The organism is Micromonospora sp. NPDC006431 (assembly GCF_042870725.1).
In the GTDB taxonomy this organism is placed as follows: Bacteria; Actinomycetota; Actinomycetes; order Mycobacteriales; family Micromonosporaceae; genus Micromonospora.
In genome coordinates, this window is sequence record NZ_JBIAHQ010000013.1 from 151,735 (window position 1) to 170,696 (window position 18,962).

Here is an 18,962-nt window from a genome sequence, read left to right on the forward strand (position 1 = left end):
CGGGCAGCTTGTCGCCGGGTGACAACGCAAGCTCGGTCACTCTTCGTGTATCCAGCCCGAACCGGAAGCCCGCCACGTTCCGTTGCGATCTTGGGCAGGTCGGGACGCCGACGGGCACCGCAAGGTGGCCAGGGCGCCGCCAGCCGAGCAAGCGGGCACCGGGTGCGGGGCCAGAGCAGGTCAGTCGTGGTCGGGGTCGCGGACGAGGACGTGCACCGCGCGGGCCGCGGCGATCGCGTTGACCAGCACCGCGTGCCGGGGTTCCGGCACGTCGAGCAGCCGGTCGGCGCGCAGCGCCGCGAGCGGGGCCAGCCGGCGGTCGGCCAGCACGGTGTCCACCGCCCGGCGGTCACCACCGCCGACCAGGGCGGCCAGGGCCGCCGCCTCCGGCAGCAGCAGGCGTACCGCCAGCTCCACCGCGTCGCCCAGGGCCGCCTTGGCCTGGTTGTCCCGCCGCCGGGCGAAGCGCTGCTGCGACCAGCCACCGGCGGCGGTGCGTCCCTGCACGTAGCGGGTGTCCACCTTGGAGACGACCAGCTCGGTCCCCTCGGCGACGCCGACCGCCACGGCGCCCTTACGGGCCAGCAGCAGGCCGAGCCGGCGAGGCGCGCCGGCGGCGGCCACGAACCCGGGTACGTCGGCGCCCGGCGGGGCGCCGGGCGGGGTGTGCAGCTCGGCGGTCGCGCCGTCCGGGGCGGCGAGCAGCAGGCCGTACCCCTGGACGGTGGTGGTGGGTGGGCCGTGCCGGTCGGCGAAGCCCTCGACCCAGCGGGCGACGCGGGTCGGGTCCAGCTCGACCCACCGGCCGCCCCCGGCCGCGGGTCGACTGCTCATGCGACGACGGTACGGCATCGGACATCGTCCCGGCACGGCGGGAAATGGAACGCGGGAGGACACCGAGGTCGGCGTCCTCCCGCGCTACCGGTCGGTCAGTGGACGGTGAGGTTGCCACTCGTCAGGTTGACCTCGGCGGTCCCGTTCCCCGTCCAGTCGGACGAGAAGAGCAGGGCACCGCCGTTCCACAGGGTGACCGCGACGGTGTCGTCCCGGCCCGGGGCGCCCCGGTCGGTCACCGTCACCGCCAGCGTCAGGCCGCTGGCCACCAGCTTGCCGTTGCTGTCGTACAGGCTGGCCTGGTAGCGCACCTGGGCCACCTTGCCGGCCGAGGTGACGCCGAGCCCGTCAACCGTGCCGGCCTTGATCGTGTAGGAGTTTCCGCCGGAGCGGAACGCGATCTCAGCCTGGCCCGAGGCGGCCTTGTTGGCCGTGGCGGGCTTCGCGGTCAGGTCCACCGCGACCTTCGACTTCGCGTCGGCCGGGTACGCCCCCGCCGAGCGGGTGACGGTGATCTCGCCGTCACCGGTGAGGAACCCGCCGTCGGAGGCGGCGACCGTCACCTGCGCGGTGGTGCTGCCGGTGTAGTTGCCACCGACCGTCGCGGTGACGGTGTGCGCGCCCTCCGAAAGGGTGGCCTCGCACGCCGCGGATGCGCTGGTGGTGTCCGTGCCGAGCAGGTCCAGCACGCCGGTGCAGAGCGGCACGCCACCCTCGGTGAAGGTGACCGTGGCGGTGCGGATGTCACCCGCCGTGGCGTCCGTCGCCGCGGGCAGCACCGAGCTGTCCTGGACGACGGCCCGCAGCAGGGCCTTGCCGGCGGCACCGCTGGTGGCGGTGGTCACCAGCGTGTCGCCGGCCCAGGTCGCTGCCGCGTCCTCGGCGGTGACCGTGACGGTGAACGAGGTGCTGCCGGCCAGGCCGGCGTCATCGGACACCGTCACGGTGACCGGGTAGTCACCCGGGGCCGCCGTGGTGGTGCCGGTGACCGTCCAGCTCCGGGTACCGGGAAGGGCGTCCGCCGCGGAGGTGCCCGACACGGCCAGGGACAGGCCGGCGGGCAGCCCCGCGGCGGACGCGGTCAGCGCCGCGCCGGCGGTGTCGCCGTCGGTCGCGGTGACGGTGACCGTCGGCGAGAGCGCGTCACTGTACTGGACGCGGGCGCCACCGGCCGGGGCGTCGTTCGAGACCACCGGGGCGGACCGGATGGTGAAGTCGGCGTCGTTGACATCGAAGAAGATGTTGCCGATCGCCTCGATCTTGATCCGCGCCTGCTTGGTCGCCACGTTCGGCAGGGTCACCGTCGCGGTGCCGGTGTTCGCGGTCTGCCCGGCCAGCACGTACGGGAAGGTCAGCCCGCCATCGGCGGAGAGCGAGATCTTCACCTGGCTGGCGTTCACCGGCGCCGCGTCGGTGCCGGCCACGTCCCAGGTCACCGTCTGGGTCGAGCCACCGTCCAGGACGGCGGCGGTGCCCTGCGAGGTGAGCAGGAACGGACCGGCGTTCGGCGCCAGCACGACCGCGACGTCGGCGCTGCCGACGCCGCCGCCACCCAGCCGCCCGTCCCGGGCGGTGAGCTTGAAGTGCATGGTCCGGTCGTTGGTGAAGCCGACCCAGTCCCGGGTGGGCAGGAACTCGGAGTAGCAGTCGACGAGCTCGGCCGGCACGTTCGAGGCGCCCCCGGTGGGCGGCGGCGCCGGAGCGGCCGGGCAGGCGCCCGTCTTGGCGTTGGTGTTGCCCGCCAGGATCTGCTTCATGTCGGGGAACACCCGGGTCGAGTTGGTGGTCACCGCGTTCAGACCCGGCGAGTGGTACTTCAGGGTGTCGCTCGGCGACACGTACGCCGCCTCGCCGAACACCCGGAACAGCGGACCGTTGGTCTTGGTGTTGTTCACCAGCGCGGTGCCGGCGCTGGCGCCCCGGTCGTTCTGCTCCCACAGGTACGTCACCGTGTCGCCGTCGGAGTCGGTGGCGCTGCCGGTCAGCGCGAACGGGGTACGCACCGGGATGGTGACGGTGCCCGGCACGGTCACCACCGGGGCGTGGTTGGCGGTCTCCTCGACCACGTGGCCGCCGTTGTCGATGGCGCCGCCCTTGGCCGTCTCACCGACGAAACCGGAGGCACCGGAGAAGTTGGTGAGCGTCAGCGACGCGACGTTGGTGTTGGCCAGCATGCCGCCGAAGGTCACCTGGAAACCGGTGTCGTTCAGCGTGCCGCTGCCGCCGAAGGCGGCCACCGTGACGGTCGCGCCGGCCGGCCAGCCGGCGATCCCCTCGATGGCGGCCTTGATGCCGGCGGTGGTGTAGTTGACTCCCCGCACGATCGGCGCCGAGTCGTTGCCGGCGTAGTTGACCGTGAACGAGTCACCGTTGGTGTCGTAGTCGTACAGCGAGACGGTCTGCACCTCGCTGATCGCCGGACGGCTCGACGTGACGTACGTGGTGATCTCGGTGTAGCTGCGGTGCGACCAGTACGGGTCGCTGTGCGGCTGCAGGTTGTCCTGCTGGCAGATGCCGGCGTACGCCATGATGGACGACCCGCTGCCCGGCTCGTACGAGTTCGCCGCGCTGCGGTTGCCGCCCGAGCAGTTGTACTGGGTGCCGTTGAAGGTGTGGTTGCCGGCGAACTGGTGACCCATCTCGTGCGACACGTAGTCCACCGCGTAGAAATCGCCGATCGGCGTCGGCAGGCCGGTGCAGCCCTGCGCCTTGCTGTTGCCGCCGATGACGCCGAGGCTGGCCACGCCGCCGCCGTTGACGCCCAGGCCGATGTGGCCCACGTCGTAGTTGCTGGCACCGACGAGCTGGCCGAGCACGATCCGGTTACGGCTGAGCGTGCTGCTGCCGCAGGAGCTGAGCTGCGCCGTGGTGAAGCAGGCCGCCGCACCGCACGGGCCGTTCGGCTCGGTGGCCAGCGCCGGGGTGTTCAGGTTGGTCTTGTCGGTGTCGTTGATCAGGACGAGCCGGATCGCGGTCTCGTCCTCGTAGATCTGGGTGACCCGGTTCATCAGGGTGACCTTGGCGGCGGTGACGTTCTCCGCGCCGAAGAAGGTGGCGTAGGAGGGGTCGGTCACCAGCGCCACCCGGTAGGTGCGCAGCTTCACCAGCGGTCCGGCGGGGACCTCCGCCTGGGCCGCGGCGACCTCGTCCTCGAGCGCGTGCGCCGCGGACTCCACGTCCTCCCGCTCGACGAACTCGCCGTGCGGGTTCTCCAGGTCACGGGCGAAGTAGCTCGCGTAGAGGCTCTGGTCGAGGTGGTAGTAGGGGTCGATGTACCAGTTGCCGGTCGCCGAGCGGACCGAGGCGTGGAAGCCGAGCGGGGTCAGGTCCGCCCGGATGGTCGCGCTCGGGTCGTCCAGGCCCTTGCCCGCGTACGTGGTGATCTCGGGGTGCGCCGCGGCCAGGCCGCCATCCATCACCGGCGAGTCGACCAGCTCGAAGCGCTGGAACGTCCCGTCGGGCGCCGGCAGCGACACCACCTGCCGCGCGGCGCGCGCCAGGCCGCGGCGCTGCTCCGCCGGCGCCTTGTCCAGCAGGCTCTTCATGCTGCCGCGGTCCAACGTGTACGCCGTCAGCCGCTTCGCGTTGACGTTGGCCTTCCGGCCCGCCTTGGTCGACGCCGGCTTGCCGTCGACCTTGTGCCACGGACCGTTGCCGGACGGTGCGGCGGAGGCCGGCGCGGGTGCCGCGAGGGCGGGCAGCGCCGCCGCGGCCAGCACGGCGACCAGGAGGGCAGCGATCCGCCCGCGCCGCGACCGGCTGTCCGGTTTCCGGTCGCGCGGCGGACGTACCAGAGTGATCCTCAAGTCGTCTCCCTGCTCAGTGGAGGGTGGAACCGACCCGCGCCCCCCGGGGGTGACCGGGCGTACGCGAGTGATTTACGAATTGGTCAGAGACCCTAGGCGCACGACGGACTCCGAACATCACCCGGAAAGCGGATGTGGCTCTGCCAGGACGGCGTCCGGTGCCCGCCCGGCGGGCGGGTATCGGCGCAGGTCACCGTCACCCCGCACCGGGACGGGCGACCCGACGACTGAGCACCGGCGGTCGGAGACGGGAGCAAAAACCGTGCGTTCGGTCGGCTGAACTGCCGGTTCGACCGATGCCCGTGTCACAGGCCCGCAGCGGTTCCGTCATGAGACTGTCATATTCGAACCGTCCATGATGGTCGGTGACTCGTCACCCGCTGAGCAGGGTGGCGACGGCGAGCGCCGCGATGATGGCGCTGGACAGCAACGCGGTCACCCGGCGCCCACGCGCACCGGTGAGCGCCCGGCCGATCAGCGTGCCACCCCCGGCGATCACCAACTGCCAGCTGGCCGAGGCGAGGAACGCCCCGAGGACGAAGAGCAGGGCGGCACGCGGGCCCGAACCGCCCACCTCGCCGCGACCGAGGATCAGGGCCGCGAAGTAGACCACGGTGGCCGGGTTGAGCAGCGTTAGTGCGAGGATCGCGGTGAACGCCCGCACCGAGCTGTCCAGACCACCCCGCCCAACGGCCGCCCGGGCCGGGACAGCGGGGCGCAGCGCTCGCCAGGCCCCGTGCCCGGCGAGGGCGAGCAGCACCCCGGCGGCGACCCACCGCAGCGGCCCGCCGAACGGCGCGAGCCAGCCGGCCACCGCCGCGCCGCCGAGGGCCGCCACCGCGGCGTAGAGGCCGTCGGCGGTGGCCACCCCGAGCGCGGCCGCCGCGCCGACCCGGAACCCGGTACGCGCGCTCAGCCCGAGGATGAGGATCGCGATCGCGCCGACCGGTATGGCAACGCCGTAGCCGGCGACCAGGCCGGCGAGGAACGCCCCGCTCACGACGGTCGGAGGCGGGTCGAGGCGGACCCGGGCACGGTGCGCTGTCGACGCGCGACGGTCGCCGCGCGGACAGGAACCTGCTTCGGGTACGCCTCGATCACCCCGCCATCCTGCGTCCACCCCGCCGGCTCCGCCACCCGATTTCCGCCCCCACACTCCACCGCGTCCCCGGCACCCAGGATCGCGCTAATTCCGGGATGTAGTGGCCTGGTCATCGCCCCGAGGCCACCACATCCAGGATCGAGCGTGACCTTGGCGGGCCGGGCGGACAGGCGGCGAAAACGCGTCGAGCGCGACGCCCCGGAGGGCGCCGCGCTCGACAGCGGTGATCGGTCGGGTCAGACGTTGAAGCCGAGGGAGCGGAGCTGGTCCCGGCCCTCGTCAGTGATCTTGTCGGGGCCCCACGGCGGCAGCCACACCCAGTTGATCCGGATGTCGTTGACCAGTCCGCCGCCCGGGCCGGTGGTCAGCGCCTGGCGGGCCTGGTCCTCGATCACGTCGGTGAGCGGACAGGCCGCCGAGGTCAGCGTCATGTCCAGGGTGGCGACGTTCTCGTCGTCGACGTGGACGCCGTACACCAGGCCCAGGTCGACCACGTTGATGCCCAACTCCGGGTCGACGACGTCCTTCATCGCCTCCTCGATGTCGCCGATCGCGGCCTTCCCGGCCGCGGCGGCCCCGCCGGTGGCCGGCGTCGCCGCGCCGTCGGTCGCCACGGCGCCGGCCTCCGGCGTGGTGGTCTCGTCGCTGCTCATGCCTTCACCTCCGTCGGGCTCACGCCCACCCCGGCGCGTGCCGCGGCGTCCTTGAACGCCATCCACGACAGCAACGCGCACTTCACCCGCGCCGGGTAGCGCGCGACACCCGCGAACGCCACCCCGTCACCGAGCACTTCCTCGTCCGGCGTGACCTGGCCACGCCCGGACATCAACGCCACGAACGCCTCGTGCACCACGACCGCGTCGTCCGCGGCCCGGCCGCGTAGCAGCTCGTGCAGCACACTCGCCGACGCTTGGCTGATCGAGCAGCCCATCCCGTCGTACGAGATGTCGGTGAACACCTTGCCGTCGGTGGTCACCCGCACGGTGATCTCGTCGCCGCAGGTCGGGTTGACGTGGTGCGCCTCGCCGACCCGGGCGTCCGGGTCCGCCGCCTCCCGCAGGCCACGACCGTGCGGGTGCTTGTAGTGGTCCAGGATGATCTCCTGGTAGAGCTGGTCGAGCTGCATCAGTCGAACACCTTCCGCACCTGCTCGAGACCGGCCACCAGCGCGTCGATCTCCTCCGTCGTGGTGTACAGGTAGAACGACGCCCGCGTCATGGCCGGCACCCCGAACCGGGTGCACACCGGCTTCGCGCAGTGGTGCCCCACCCGGACCTGCACGCCGAGCGAGTCGAGCACCTGCCCGACGTCGTGCGGGTGCACGTCGCCGAGCGCGAACGAGATCGTCCCGCCCCGGCCGACCGGCACGTTCGGACCGAAGATGCGCAGCCCCGGCACGGTGGCGAGGGCGTCCAGCGCGTACGCCGTCAGCTCCTTCTCGTGCCACTGGACGGCACCCATGCCGATCCCGCTGAGGTAGTCCACGGCGGCGCCGAGCGCGACGGCCTCGGCGATCGGCGGGGTGCCCGCCTCGAACCGGGCCGGCGGCGCGGCGAACGTCGACCGGGCCATCGTCACCGTCTCGATCATCGAGCCGCCGCCGAGCACCGGCGGCATCGCGGCGAGCAGCTCCGACCGGCCCCAGAGCACGCCGATGCCGGTCGGGCCGCACATCTTGTGCCCGGTGAAGACGATGAAGTCCGCGTCGTGGTCGACCACGTCCATCGGCATGTGCGGCACCGACTGCGAGCAGTCGAGCAGCAGCAGGGCGCCCACCTCGCGAACCCGCTGGGTGATCCGCGCGGTGGCGTTGACCGTGCCCAGGATGTTGGAGGTGTGCACCAGCGAGACGATCTTCGTCCGCTCGGTGACCAGGTCCGCCAGCCCGGACTCGTCGAGCCGGCCGTGGTCGGTGACCGGGAACCAGCGCAGGGTGGCGCCGGTCCGCTCCGCCAGGAGCTGCCACGGGACGATGTTCGAGTGGTGCTCCATCTCGGAGATCACGATCTCGTCGCCCGGGCCGAGCCGGAAGCGTGGGTCGGCGTCGGCGCGCAGCGAGGCGTTGGAGAACGCGTACGCCACGATGTTGATCGCCTCGGTGGAGTTCTTGGTGAACACCACCTCGTCCACGCTCGGCGCGTTGATGAACGCGGCGATCTTCGCGCGGGCCCCCTCGTACGCCTCGGTCGCCTCGGTGCCCAGGGTGTGCACCGAGCGCGACACGTTGGCGTTGTGCCGCGCGTAGTGCTCGGCGAGCACGTCGAGCACCTGCCGCGGCTTGTGCGAGGTGTTGGCGCTGTCGAGATAGACCAGCCGGTGCCCGTTGATCTCCCGGTCCAGGATCGGGAAGTCGGCGCGCACCGCGTCCACGTCGTAACGTGGCACGTCGTCGTACTGCGGCATTCCCGGCGGGATGGCGATGGTGGTCATATCCGCGGTCCTTCCGGCTCTCAGGCCCGCGCCGAACCGGCCCCGGCGACGTACCGCTCGTAGCCCTCTTCCTCGAGCTTGTCGGCCAGCTCCGGGCCGCCCTGCTCGACGATCCGGCCGGCCACGAAGACGTGCACGAAGTCGGGCTTGATGTAGCGCAGGATCCGGGTGTAGTGGGTGATCAGCAGCAGGCCGGTGTCGCCGGTGTCGCGGACCCGGTTCACGCCCTCGCTGACCACGCGCAGCGCGTCCACGTCGAGGCCGGAGTCGGTCTCGTCGAGGATCGCCATCTTCGGCTTGAGCAGCTCCAGCTGCACGATCTCGTGCCGCTTCTTCTCGCCGCCGGAGAAGCCCTCGTTGACGTTGCGCTGGGCGAACGCCGGGTCCATCTGCAGCTTCTCCATGGCGCCGCGCAGCTCGCCGGCCCAGGTGCGCAGCTTCGGCGCCTCGCCGTCGATCGCGGTCTTGGCGGTACGCAGGAAGTTGGCGACGGAGACGCCGGGGACCTCGACCGGGTACTGCATGGCCAGGAAGAGGCCGGCGCGGGCCCGCTCGTCGACGGACATGGCCAGCACGTCCTCGCCATCCAGGGTCACCGAGCCGCCGGTGATCTCGTACTTGGGGTGGCCGGCGATCGAGTACGCCAGGGTCGACTTGCCGGAGCCGTTCGGGCCCATGATCGCGTGGGTCTCGCCCGACCTCACCGTCAGGTCGACCCCGTGCAGGATCGGCTTGAGCTCACCCTCGGGCAGCTTGACCGACACCTTCAGGTCGCGGATCTCCAGGGTGCTCATTATCGGGTCACTCCATTGCTCGGCTTCGGGCGGCCGTCGTCGCCCACAGGAAGGTAGATGTCGCCGTCGCGGACTTCGACGGGATAGACGGGAACGGGTTCGGTCGCGGGCAGCCCCGTGGGCTCACCGGTACGCAGGTCGAAACGGGATCCGTGCAGCCAGCATTCCAGCGTGCACCCCTCGATCTCGCCCTCGGAGAGGGCCACCGCGGCGTGCGAGCACTCGTCGTACACGGCGTAGAAGTTGTCGTCCTCGCCGTGCACGATCGCGATCTGGGTGCCGTCGACGTCGGCGCTGATCGCGGTGCCCTTCGGCACGTCCTCGGTCGCGCAGATCCTGATCATCAGGCGCCGGCCTTGGTCAGGCGGGCCTCGATCGCGTCGCCGAGCCGCTCGCGCAGCTCCACGACCGGGATCTTGTTGATCAGCTCGGCGAAGAAGCCGCGGACCACCAGGCGGCGGGCCTCCTCCTCCGGGATGCCGCGGGCCATCAGGTAGAAGAGCTGCTCGTCGTCGAAGCGGCCGGTCGCGCTGGCGTGGCCGGCGCCGGCGATCTCGCCGGTCTCGATCTCCAGGTTGGGTACGGAGTCCGCCCGGGCGCCGTCGGTGAGCAGCAGGTTCCGGTTGATCTCGTACGTGTCGGTGCCGGTCGCCTCGGCCCGGATCAGCACGTCACCGACCCAGACCGTGTGCGCGCTGTCGCCCTGCAGGGCGCCCCGGTAGCCGACGTAGCTGCGGCAGTCCGGCACCGTGTGGTCGACCAGCTGCCGGTGCTCCAGGTGCTGGCCGGAGTCGGCGAAATAGACGCCGTACAGCTCGGCCTCGCCGCCCCGGTCGCCGTACTCCACCGAGGTGTACTGCCGGACCAGGTCGCCGCCGAGGCTCACCTGCACGTGGATCACCTTGGCGTCGCGACCCAGCCGCACCTTGAGGTGCTGCGCCTGGACGGCGTCGTCGGCCCAGTCGGCGACGGTGACCAGGGTCAGCTTCGCGCCGTCGGCCACCGCCACCTCGACGTTGTCGGCGAGGGTGGCGGAACCGGCGTGCTCCAGCACCAGGGTCACCTCGGCGAACCGGCCCACCTCGACGAAGGTGTGGCCGAAGGCGAGCTTGTCGGCGCCCTCGCCGACCACCCGCAGGCGCGCCGGCGCGGTCACCACCGCGTCCCGGGCGACCTGCACCAGCAGCGCCTGCCCGGCCTCGCCGTACGCCAGCGCGCTGACCCGGTCGAACGGGGTGAGCACGCTGCCCACCCGCGGGTCGTCCTTGCCGATCCGGCTGACGGTGACGCCCTCGGGCAGGTCGGCGTACTCGTGGCGGACCGTGCCGGTCGCGGCCTGCGCCTGAACCAGGCCGCGCAGGCGCTTGAGCGGGGTGAAACGCCAGTCCTCCTCCAAGCCGGTGAGGGCCGGGAAGTCGGCGACGTCGTACGAGCGGAGCGCCTGCGACTTGGTGGCGGGCGGCGCGGAAGCCTGGGTAGTCATCTCTTCCTTGCTGTTCTGCGACGGCGGTGTTTCGTGCTGGGTCCGGCGGGCCGGTGTCACCGGCCCGCGGGGCGACACTCCGGCCCGGCGCGTCTTCCGCCGCGCCGCGACCCGGAGCAGTCGTCGGGGTGGCCGGGGTCAGCCGACCGCGCCCTCCATCTGGAGCTCGATCAGGCGGTTGAGCTCCAGGGCGTACTCCATCGGCAGCTCCTTGGCGATCGGCTCGATGAAGCCGCGCACGATCATCGCCATCGCCTCGTCCTCGCTCAGGCCCCGGCTCATCAGGTAGAAGAGCTGGTCCTCGCTGACCTTGGAGACGGTCGCCTCGTGACCCATCGACACGTCGTCCTCACGGATGTCGACGTACGGGTAGGTGTCCGAGCGGGAGATGGTGTCGACCAGCAGCGCGTCGCACTTGACCGTGCTGCGGCTGCTGTGCGAACCCTCCAGCACCTGCACCAGGCCGCGGTACGAGGTGCGGCCGCCGCCCCGGGCGATCGACTTCGACACGATGGTCGAGGAGGTGTGCGGCGCCGCGTGCACCATCTTGGCGCCGGCGTCCTGGTGCTGGCCCTCGCCGGCCATGGCCACCGAGAGCACCTCGCCCTTGGCGTGCTCGCCGGTCATGTAGACCGCCGGGTACTTCATGGTGACCTTGGAGCCGATGTTGCCGTCGATCCACTCCATGGTCGCGCCCTCGTGGCAGACGGCGCGCTTGGTGACCAGGTTGTAGACGTTGTTCGACCAGTTCTGGATGGTCGTGTAGCGGCAGCGCGCGTTCTTCTTGACGATGATCTCGACCACCGCGCTGTGCAGCGAGTCCGAGGAGTAGATGGGCGCGGTGCAGCCCTCGACGTAGTGCACGTACGCGCCCTCGTCGACGACGATCAGCGTCCGCTCGAACTGGCCCATGTTCTCCGTGTTGATCCGGAAGTACGCCTGCAGCGGGATCTCCACGTGCACGCCCTTCGGCACGTAGATGAACGAGCCACCGGACCAGACGGAGGTGTTCAGCGCGGCGAACTTGTTGTCGCCGACCGGGATGACGGTGCCGAAGTACTCCTTGAACAGGTCCTCGTGCTCGCGCAGTGCGGTGTCGGTGTCGAGGAAGAGGACACCCTGCTCCTCGAGGTCCTCACGGATCTTGTGGTAGACGACCTCGGACTCGTACTGCGCCGCGACACCGGCGATCAGCCGCTGCTTCTCCGCCTCGGGGATGCCCAGCCTGTCGTAGGTGTTCTTGATGTCCTCGGGCAGGTCCTCCCAAGAGGCGGCCTGCTTCTCCGTGGACCGGACGAAGTACTTGATGTTGTCGAAGTCGATCCCGGTGAGGTCGGCGCCCCAGGCCGGCATCGGCTTGCGCTCGAACAGCCGCAGGCCCTTCAGGCGCAGGTCGAGCATCCAGGCCGGCTCGTTCTTCTTGGCCGAGATGTCCCGCACCACCGCCTCGTTGAGGCCGCGCTGGGCGGACGCCCCGGCGACGTCGGGGTCGGCCCAGCCGTACTCGTAGCGACCGAGGGCGGCGAGCTGCTCCTCCTGGGTCAGGGGCTGGACGATCTGCTCGGTCATCTATCTGTCCTCACAGTGGTGACGGTGTTACCGGACTTACGCGGCTGGGCCGGGATGTGCGTGGTGCACACCCCGTCGCCGTGCGCGATGGTGGCCAGGCGCTGCACGTGGGTGCCGACCAGACGGGAGATCACCGCCGTCTCGGCCTCGCACAGCTGCGGAAACTCGGCGGCCACGTGCGCCACCGGGCAGTGGTGCTGGCAGAGCTGGCCGCCGGAGGCGATCGTGGACGCGTTGGCAGCGTAGCCCTCGGCGGTGAGCGCCCCCGCGAGCGCCTCCGCCCGCGCGAGCGGGCCGTCGCCGGCGTCCTCCATGGCGGCCCGGCAGCGGGCCTCCAGCGCGGAGACCTGCTCGGCGGCGAACGCCTCGACCGCCTCCGGGCCGCCGGTGCGGGCGATCCAGCGCAGCGCGGCGGTGGCCATGTTGTCGTAGTGGTGGGTGCCGCAACGCACCCGGGCCGACTCGGTCAGCGCGAAGACCTTGGCCGGGCGACCCCGCCCCCGGCTGCCCCGGACGACCTGCTCCCGGGCGACCACGTCGCCGTCGGCGAGCATCGCGTCCAGGTGCCGGCGGATCGCCGCCGGGCTCAACCCGAGCGCCGAGCCGAGCTGGGCGGCGGTGGTCGCGCCCTGCTCCAGCAGCAGCTGGGTGACCCGGTCGCGGGTGGAAAGATCGGTGGACGCGAACTGCGACGACTCCAGCTCGGCGCGCCTGACGCCGCGCCGCGACCTGGGGCCGTCGCCGGCGACCTGCCCGGTCGCCGGCGGTTGCCCGGAGAGCGCCGCCGCGTTTTTCACAACAGCAACGTTACGTAATTCGCGGGGGGCCTGCAAACCGGTACCCGGTGATTCCCGACACCGGGGTACCGGAGTCACCCGATCGGGGACCACTACGGTGCGTAGGATTCGCTCCGTGAAGCCTTCCGTCCGGTTCCCGGTCTCCCCCGCGCTGCTGCGCCGCCTCGCGTACGCCTCGATCATCGCGAACGTGGCGATCGTGGTCACCGGCGGGGCGGTCCGGCTCACCGCCTCCGGTCTCGGCTGCCCCACCTGGCCCCGGTGCACGGACGAGTCGTACACCACCACGCCCGAGATGGGCGTGCACGGGGTGATCGAGTTCGGCAACCGGCTGCTCACCTTCGCGGTGGGCGTCATCGCGCTCGCCGTGGTGCTCGCCGTGCTGGCCCAGCGGCCCCGCCGGCGCGGGCTGCTGCCGCTCGCGGTCGGCGTGCTGTTCGGCATCCCCGCCCAGGCCGTGATCGGCGGGTTCACCGTGCTGACCAACCTCAACCCGTGGGTGGTCGGGCTGCACTTCCTCGCCTCGATGGTGGTGATCGCCGCCGCGTACGCCCTCTGGCGGCGCACCGGCGAGGCGGACGTCCCGGCGACCCCCACCGTGCCGGCGCCGCTGCGCACCCTCGCCGCGCTCACCACGCTGGTGAGCGCGGCGGTGCTGGTGATCGGCACCTGGGTGACCGGCAGTGGCCCGCACGCCGGCGACCAGGGCGCGGCGCGCAACGGGCTCGACCCGGAGTCGATCTCGCAGGTGCACGCCGACGGAGTCTTCCTGCTGATCGGCCTCTCGGTCGCGCTGGTCTTCGCGTTCCGCGCGGTGGGGGCCGAGCGGGCCACCCGGGCCGCCGTGGTGCTGGTCGCCGTCGAACTGGGTCAGGGCCTGATCGGCTTCGTGCAGTACTTCACCCACCTGCCGGCGGTGCTGGTCGCCGCGCACATGCTCGGTTCCTGCCTGGTGCTGCTGGCCACCCTGGCCGTGCTCTGGTCGACCCGGGAGCGCCGCCCGGTCGCCCCGGCGCCGCAGCCCACCCGGGCCCCCGAGCCCGCCACCGCCGCCGCCTGACCCGCCACCTTCCTGGCGGCCGCGCTCCCCGCGCTCAAGTCCCGCGCAATTTCCCTGATGTAGTGGCCTCCGCGCGCGTGGTGGCCACTACTTCCCTGGAGTTGTGCGGATCTCGGCCGGGCGAGGCGGGGCGGGGCGGCGGGGCCGGTAAGCGGGCGGGGCGACAAAAGGAACGGGTGCGTTTGTCGTCGCCGTGGCGACGACAAACGCACCCGAAGACGTCAGGTCAGGTGGGTGGCGATCGCCTCGGCGAGGCGGTCGGGGGCGCCGTCGGCGTACCCGATGAACAGGCTGGGCTCGGTGAGCTCCAACTCCACCAGGACGGGCGACCCGTCCGGGCCCGGGATGAGGTCCACCCGGGCGTAGAGCAGCCGCCCGGGGCCGCCGGGCAGCACGGCCAGGGTCTTCTCCGCCACGGCGAGTTGCTCGGGCGTGGCCGTCCGGACGGCGATCTCCTCGCGCTTGTAGAGCCCCGCGACGCCCAGGTCCGGGCCGACCAGCATGGCACCCTTGCGGATCGCGTGGCTGAACGCCAGGCCGCCGGGCCCGGCCAGGAAGAGCAGCGCGGTCTCCCCCGCGGTGTCCACCGCGTCGAGGTACGGCTGGACCATGGCGACCCGGCCGGCGTCGGAGAGCCGCCGCACGTGGGCCACGGCCAGTTCCCGGTGCTCCGGGTCGGTCAGGTCGTACCGGCCGGTGTCCTGGCTGCCGGCGCTGACCGCCGGCTTGATCACGTACTCGCCGGTGTCGGCGGGCGGCGTCCAGTCCCGCCCCGGCTCCACCCAGGTGGTCGGGACGGTCGGCACGCCGGCGGCGGACAGCTCGGCCAGGTAGCGCTTGTCGGTGTTCCAGGCGACCACGTCGGCCGGGTTGACCAGGCGCGGGACGGTCTGCGCCCAGGCGACGAACTCGTCGCGGCGCAGCGCGTAGTCCCACGGCGAGCGGAGCACGACCAGGTCGTACGCCGACCAGTCGGCGGCCGGATCGTCCCAGACCACCACCTCGGCGGTGATGCCGCGGGCGGCCAGCGGGGCGAGCACGAGCCGGTCGTCCGGGTCGAGGTCGGTCAGCGCGGTGCAGGTGACGAGAGCGACCCGGGGTTCCCCCCGGGTCGACTGGTGGTGGTGGGTCATCTGTCGATCAACGGGCCATCGTGCGCCGGGCCATCGACCGCCAGAGGTCGTTGCTCGGACGCATCTGGTCCATCAGTTCACGCTCCCAGGCGTTCTCGACGGCGACCCCGGCCTTGGCGCAGGCCTGCCGCGCGACGTCCGTGTCGTCGGCGAACTGGTCGGCCCACGCACCGTCCTCACCCACGAGGACGATCCGCGCGCCGCGCTTGCCGACGTACTCGATGACCGCCTTCGCCCCGCCGTGCCCGGCGGCGAACGACTTGATGCCCGCGACCAGGCCGTTTGGGGCCTGCTCGGCGGTCTGTTCAGCCGTCAGCGTCGTATCGGAACCATCTGCCATGACGCGAAGCCTAAGCAGACTTCCACCCACATGTGCGAGAACGATGAACCAATTGTGATGCCAATTACCTACGGGTTTAAGGAAGACCACAGGTTTTTCGCCCGGACATGTCGGATAAGGAGGGGCGAAGCGGGCGGGCCGAATCGGCCCGGTCTGTCACGGTTGAACCCGCCCGGCGAACCCCGAAAAAAAATTCTGGAAAAAATCCTCGACCCGGGGATCCCCGTCCCCGCCGGACGGCCGGATCAGAGCAGGGCGTCGAGCGCGACGGCCACGAAGAGGATGGTCAGGTAGGTGGTGGACCAGTGGAACAGCCGCATCGGCTTGACCGCCTCGCCCCGCGCCGCGCGGCGGCAGAGCTTGTGCGCCTCGACCACGAAGACACCGCCGACGACCAGCGCCGTCACCCCGTAGATCGGGCTCATCCCGAGCGGCCAGACGGCCAGCGAGGAGAGCAGGGTCAGCCAGGAGAAGATCAGGATCTCGGCGTTCACCCGACGGACCGAGGCCACCACGGGCAGCATCGGGATGCCGGCCCGCGCGTAGTCGGCCTTGTACTTGATCGCCAGCGCGTAGAAGTGCGGCATCTGCCAGAAGAAGACCACCGCGAACAGGCCCCACGCGGCGGGAGCCAGCGACCCGGTGACCGCGGCCCAGCCGATCAGCACCGGCGCGGCGCCGCAGGCACCACCCCAGAAGGTGTTGGTCGCCGTGGTCCGCTTGAGCCAGAGCGTGTAGACCAGGTCGTAGTAAGCGATCGCGGCCAGGGTGAGCCCGGCCGCCAGCCAGTTGGTGAACACGGCCATCAGCGCGACCGAGATCACGGCGAGCACCAGACCGAAGATCAACGCGCTGCGCGGCGACACGGTGTGCGCGGGCAGCGGCCGGCGCTTGGTGCGCCGCATCAACTGGTCGATGTCCCGGTCGATGTAGCAGTTGAGCACGCTGGCCGCGCCGGCGGCGAGCGAGCCGCCGACCAGGACCACGGCCATCAGCCAGAGCGAGGGCAGCCCCCCGTCGGCGAGCATCATCGCCGGCACGGTGGTGACCAGCAGCAGCTCGACGATCCGCGGCTTGGTCAGGGCCACGTACGCGCCCACCACGGCCCGCACGTCCCGCCGAGCGCCCGCCGAGGCCTCCGCCGCCGCGCCCACCGGCGGCTGCCCGGCAGATTTGCTGACGGGGCGCTCGGTGATCATGCTCACGGATTGCCACCTTCCGGCTTGGCGGGGGAGGTCGGGGTCGGGCTGGACCCGTCGGGGTCCACACACCGACCCACAGACTACGCGTCGTCGTTTTGGCTGCCCCGGAGACCCGACAACGGTGCGGGCCGTCACAGTCCGCGGTGCATGACCGATCCGGTCGGACCGTACAGAAGAGCATGCGGAGATCCCCGGGCGTACGTTTAGGACCGCTCGATAGGGTCATCACCGAGGGTTCCGCCCATCTGCCGAGGAGCACAACCAACGTGGCTGCCAACCGACCCGAGCTTCCCGCTCTCAACTGGTCCGACCTCGACCGCAGGGCCGTCGACACGGTCCGCGTGCTGGCCATGGACGCCGTGGAGAAATCCGGCAACGGCCACCCGGGCACGGCGATGAGCCTCGCCCCGGCTGCGTACCTGCTCTTCAACCGGGTCATGCGGCACAACCCGGCCGACCCGACCTGGCCCGGCCGGGACCGGTTCGTCCTCTCCGCCGGGCACTCCAGCCTGACCCTCTACATCCAGCTCTTCCTCTCCGGCTACCCGCTGTCCCTGGAGGACCTCAAGGCGCTGCGCCAGTGGGGCTCGCTCACCCCGGGCCACCCCGAGCACGGGCACACCCCCGGCGTGGAGACCACCACCGGCCCGCTCGGCCAGGGCCTCGGCAACGCCGTCGGCATGGCCATGGCGGCGCGCCGGGAGCGCGGTCTGTTCGACCCGGAGTCGGAGGCCGGCGACTCCCCCTTCGACCACGACATCTGGTGCATCGCCTCGGACGGTGACATCGAGGAGGGCATCAGCCACGAGGCCAGCGCCCTCGCCGGCCACCAGCAGCTCGGCAACCTCTGCGTGATCTACGACGACAACGAGATCTCGATCGAAGACGACACCCGCATCGCCAAGAGCGAGGACGTCGCGGCCCGCTACGCGGCGTACGGCTGGCACGTGCAGACGGTGGACTGGCGCCGCGGCGACGCCGACCAGGGCGACTACCACGAGGACGTCGAGGCGCTGCACCGGGCGCTGCTGGCCGCCAAGGCGGAGACCGCCCGCCCCTCCTTCATCGCGCTGCGCACCATCATCGGCTGGCCCGCACCCAACAAGAAGAACACCGGCAAGATCCACGGTTCGGCGCTCGGCGCCGACGAGGTGAAGGCCACCAAGGAGATCCTCGGCTTCGACCCGCAGCGGACCTTCCAGGTCGACGAGGAGGTGCTGGACCACGCCCGCCAGGTGATGGCGCGGGGCGCCGCGGCCCAGGCCGCGTGGACCACCGCGTTCGACGGCTGGGCGAAGGCCAACCCGGAGCGCCGGGCGCTCTGGGACAGGCTGGCCGCCCGCAAGCTCCCCGAGGGCTGGGCCGACGCGCTGCCGACCTTCCCGGCCGACGCCAAGGGCATCGCCACCCGGGCCGCCTCCGGCAAGGTCCTGGAGGCCCTCGCCCCGGTGCTGCCCGAGCTCTGGGGCGGCTCGGCCGACCTGGCGGAGAGCAACAACACCACCATGAAGGGCGAGCCGTCCTTCATCCCCGCGGTGCACGCGACGAAGGACTTCCCGGGCCACGAGTACGGCCGCACCCTGCACTTCGGCATCCGCGAGCACGCCATGGGCGCGATCCTCAACGGCATCGCCCTGCACGGCGGCACCCGCCCGTACGGCGGCACGTTCCTGGTGTTCAGCGACTACATGCGCCCCTCGGTGCGGCTCGCCGCGCTGATGAAGCTGCCGGTGGTCTACGTCTGGACGCACGACTCGATCGGCCTCGGCGAGGACGGCCCGACCCACCAGCCGGTGGAGCACCTGACCGCGCTGCGCGCCATCCCCGGCCTGGACGTGGTCCGCCCGGCGGACGCCAACGAGACCGCGTGGGCGTGGCGGCAGGCGCTGGAGCACGGCGACCGGCCGACCGCGCTGGCGCTCAGCCGCCAGCCGCTGCCGACCCTGGACCGCACCGACGTGGCCGGCGCCGAGGGCGTGACCAGGGGCGGCTACGTGCTGGCCGACGCCTCGACCGGCAAGCCGCAGGTGATCCTCGTCGGCACCGGCTCCGAGGTGCAGCTCTGCCTGACCGCCCGGGAGCGGCTGGAAGCGGACGGCACCCCCACCCGGGTCGTCTCCATGCCCTGCCAGGAGTGGTTCTTCGCGCAGGACGAGGCCTACCGGGAGTCGGTCCTGCCACGCGGGGTAAAGGCACGGGTGAGCGTGGAGGCGGGAATCGCCATGTCCTGGCGCGGGATCGTCGGCGACTGCGGCGAGAGCGTGAGCCTGGAGCACTACGGGGCGAGTGCCCCGCACACGGTGCTCTTCGAGCAGCTCGGGTTCACCCCCGACCGGATCGTGGCCGCCGCGCACGCGGCACTGACCCGGGTGGGCGACATCACCGGTAACCCAACCGGCAACTGAGGGGAGC

At 71.7% G+C, this 18,962-nt stretch carries 16 protein-coding genes; 2 read left to right on the forward strand and 14 right to left on the reverse strand.

Annotated features, from left to right (window positions below):
• Positions 1-180: 180 nt before the first annotated feature.
• The 11 genes from ACFYM6_RS22545 to ACFYM6_RS22595 form a co-directional block, all read right to left on the reverse strand.
• A complete protein-coding gene (locus ACFYM6_RS22545) occupies positions 181-834 on the reverse strand; it encodes an acVLRF1 family peptidyl-tRNA hydrolase (RefSeq protein ID WP_387278338.1) in 654 nt (217 codons plus the stop codon).
• Between the two features lie 95 nt (positions 835-929).
• Positions 930-4,640, reverse strand: a complete 3,711-nt coding sequence (locus ACFYM6_RS22550; RefSeq protein WP_387278340.1) for a M12 family metallo-peptidase — start codon at positions 4,638-4,640, stop codon at positions 930-932.
• Positions 4,641-5,013: 373 nt separating this feature from the next.
• Complete coding sequence (locus ACFYM6_RS22555; protein ID WP_387278341.1) at positions 5,014-5,640, reverse strand: LysE family transporter; 627 nt, start codon at positions 5,638-5,640, stop codon at positions 5,014-5,016.
• A 338-nt stretch (positions 5,641-5,978) separates the two neighbouring features.
• Positions 5,979-6,395, reverse strand: coding sequence for a metal-sulfur cluster assembly factor (locus ACFYM6_RS22560; RefSeq protein WP_387278343.1), 417 nt, complete (start codon positions 6,393-6,395; stop codon positions 5,979-5,981).
• The gene (gene sufU / locus ACFYM6_RS22565; protein ID WP_357445453.1) at positions 6,392-6,868 is read right to left on the reverse strand and encodes a Fe-S cluster assembly sulfur transfer protein SufU; all 477 of its coding nucleotides are present in this window, start codon (positions 6,866-6,868) and stop codon (positions 6,392-6,394) included. Before sufU ends, ACFYM6_RS22560 begins: the two co-directional genes overlap by 4 nt.
• Positions 6,868-8,172, reverse strand: a complete 1,305-nt coding sequence (locus ACFYM6_RS22570) for a cysteine desulfurase (RefSeq protein WP_387278345.1) — start codon at positions 8,170-8,172, stop codon at positions 6,868-6,870. The genes sufU and ACFYM6_RS22570 overlap by 1 nt, the downstream gene beginning before the upstream one ends.
• Positions 8,173-8,192: 20 nt before the next feature.
• A complete protein-coding gene (gene sufC / locus ACFYM6_RS22575; RefSeq protein WP_387278347.1) occupies positions 8,193-8,966 on the reverse strand; it encodes a Fe-S cluster assembly ATPase SufC in 774 nt (257 codons plus the stop codon).
• On the reverse strand, positions 8,966-9,310 hold the full coding sequence (locus ACFYM6_RS22580) for a non-heme iron oxygenase ferredoxin subunit (RefSeq protein ID WP_357445462.1): 345 nt from the start codon (positions 9,308-9,310) through the stop codon (positions 8,966-8,968). The genes sufC and ACFYM6_RS22580 overlap by 1 nt, the downstream gene beginning before the upstream one ends.
• Complete coding sequence (gene sufD, locus ACFYM6_RS22585) at positions 9,310-10,449, reverse strand: Fe-S cluster assembly protein SufD (protein ID WP_387278349.1); 1,140 nt, start codon at positions 10,447-10,449, stop codon at positions 9,310-9,312. The genes ACFYM6_RS22580 and sufD overlap by 1 nt, the downstream gene beginning before the upstream one ends.
• A gap of 138 nt (positions 10,450-10,587) precedes the next feature.
• Positions 10,588-12,018 (reverse strand): Fe-S cluster assembly protein SufB, encoded by a 1,431-nt coding sequence (gene sufB, locus ACFYM6_RS22590; RefSeq protein WP_387278351.1) that lies wholly within the window; start codon positions 12,016-12,018, stop codon positions 10,588-10,590.
• A complete protein-coding gene (locus tag ACFYM6_RS22595; protein WP_387278353.1) occupies positions 12,015-12,815 on the reverse strand; it encodes a helix-turn-helix transcriptional regulator in 801 nt (266 codons plus the stop codon). Before ACFYM6_RS22595 ends, sufB begins: the two co-directional genes overlap by 4 nt.
• Before the next feature lie 97 nt (positions 12,816-12,912).
• Here ACFYM6_RS22595 and ACFYM6_RS22600 point away from each other — a divergent pair, with 97 nt between their 5' ends.
• A complete protein-coding gene (locus ACFYM6_RS22600; protein ID WP_387278355.1) occupies positions 12,913-13,875 on the forward strand; it encodes a heme A synthase in 963 nt (320 codons plus the stop codon).
• A gap of 221 nt (positions 13,876-14,096) precedes the next feature.
• Here ACFYM6_RS22600 and ACFYM6_RS22605 read toward each other — a convergent pair whose 3' ends face one another.
• The 3 genes from ACFYM6_RS22605 to ACFYM6_RS22615 all read right to left on the reverse strand — a co-directional run bounded on the left by ACFYM6_RS22605 (position 14,097) and on the right by ACFYM6_RS22615 (position 16,553).
• Positions 14,097-15,008, reverse strand: a complete 912-nt coding sequence (locus tag ACFYM6_RS22605; RefSeq protein WP_387278357.1) for a RimK family alpha-L-glutamate ligase — start codon at positions 15,006-15,008, stop codon at positions 14,097-14,099.
• Positions 15,009-15,015: 7 nt separating this feature from the next.
• Positions 15,016-15,348, reverse strand: a complete 333-nt coding sequence (locus ACFYM6_RS22610) for a hypothetical protein (RefSeq protein WP_387278359.1) — start codon at positions 15,346-15,348, stop codon at positions 15,016-15,018.
• Positions 15,349-15,593: 245 nt separating this feature from the next.
• Positions 15,594-16,553, reverse strand: a complete 960-nt coding sequence (locus tag ACFYM6_RS22615; protein ID WP_387278361.1) for a heme o synthase — start codon at positions 16,551-16,553, stop codon at positions 15,594-15,596.
• 263 nt (positions 16,554-16,816) lie between these two features.
• Between ACFYM6_RS22615 and tkt the strand changes: the two genes are divergently transcribed.
• Positions 16,817-18,955, forward strand: a complete 2,139-nt coding sequence (gene tkt / locus ACFYM6_RS22620) for a transketolase (protein WP_387278363.1) — start codon at positions 16,817-16,819, stop codon at positions 18,953-18,955.
• Positions 18,956-18,962 lie beyond the last annotated feature (7 nt).

What these genes read in the sequence shown, in the direction of transcription:
- ACFYM6_RS22610 (WP_387278359.1), bottom strand. Translation starts at nt 15,348, where the DNA reads ATGGCAGATGGTTCCGATACGACGCTGACGGCTGAACAGACCGCCGAG.
- ACFYM6_RS22605 (WP_387278357.1), bottom strand. Translation starts at nt 15,008, where the DNA reads ATGACCCACCACCACCAGTCGACCCGGGGGGAACCCCGGGTCGCTCTC.
- ACFYM6_RS22580 (WP_357445462.1), bottom strand. Translation starts at nt 9,310, where the DNA reads ATGATCAGGATCTGCGCGACCGAGGACGTGCCGAAGGGCACCGCGATC.
- sufU (WP_357445453.1), bottom strand. Translation starts at nt 6,868, where the DNA reads ATGCAGCTCGACCAGCTCTACCAGGAGATCATCCTGGACCACTACAAG.
- sufD (WP_387278349.1), bottom strand. Translation starts at nt 10,449, where the DNA reads ATGACTACCCAGGCTTCCGCGCCGCCCGCCACCAAGTCGCAGGCGCTC.
- sufC (WP_387278347.1), bottom strand. Translation starts at nt 8,966, where the DNA reads ATGAGCACCCTGGAGATCCGCGACCTGAAGGTGTCGGTCAAGCTGCCC.
- ACFYM6_RS22545 (WP_387278338.1), bottom strand. Translation starts at nt 834, where the DNA reads ATGAGCAGTCGACCCGCGGCCGGGGGCGGCCGGTGGGTCGAGCTGGAC.
- ACFYM6_RS22560 (WP_387278343.1), bottom strand. Translation starts at nt 6,395, where the DNA reads ATGAGCAGCGACGAGACCACCACGCCGGAGGCCGGCGCCGTGGCGACC.
- ACFYM6_RS22570 (WP_387278345.1), bottom strand. Translation starts at nt 8,172, where the DNA reads ATGACCACCATCGCCATCCCGCCGGGAATGCCGCAGTACGACGACGTG.
- sufB (WP_387278351.1), bottom strand. Translation starts at nt 12,018, where the DNA reads ATGACCGAGCAGATCGTCCAGCCCCTGACCCAGGAGGAGCAGCTCGCC.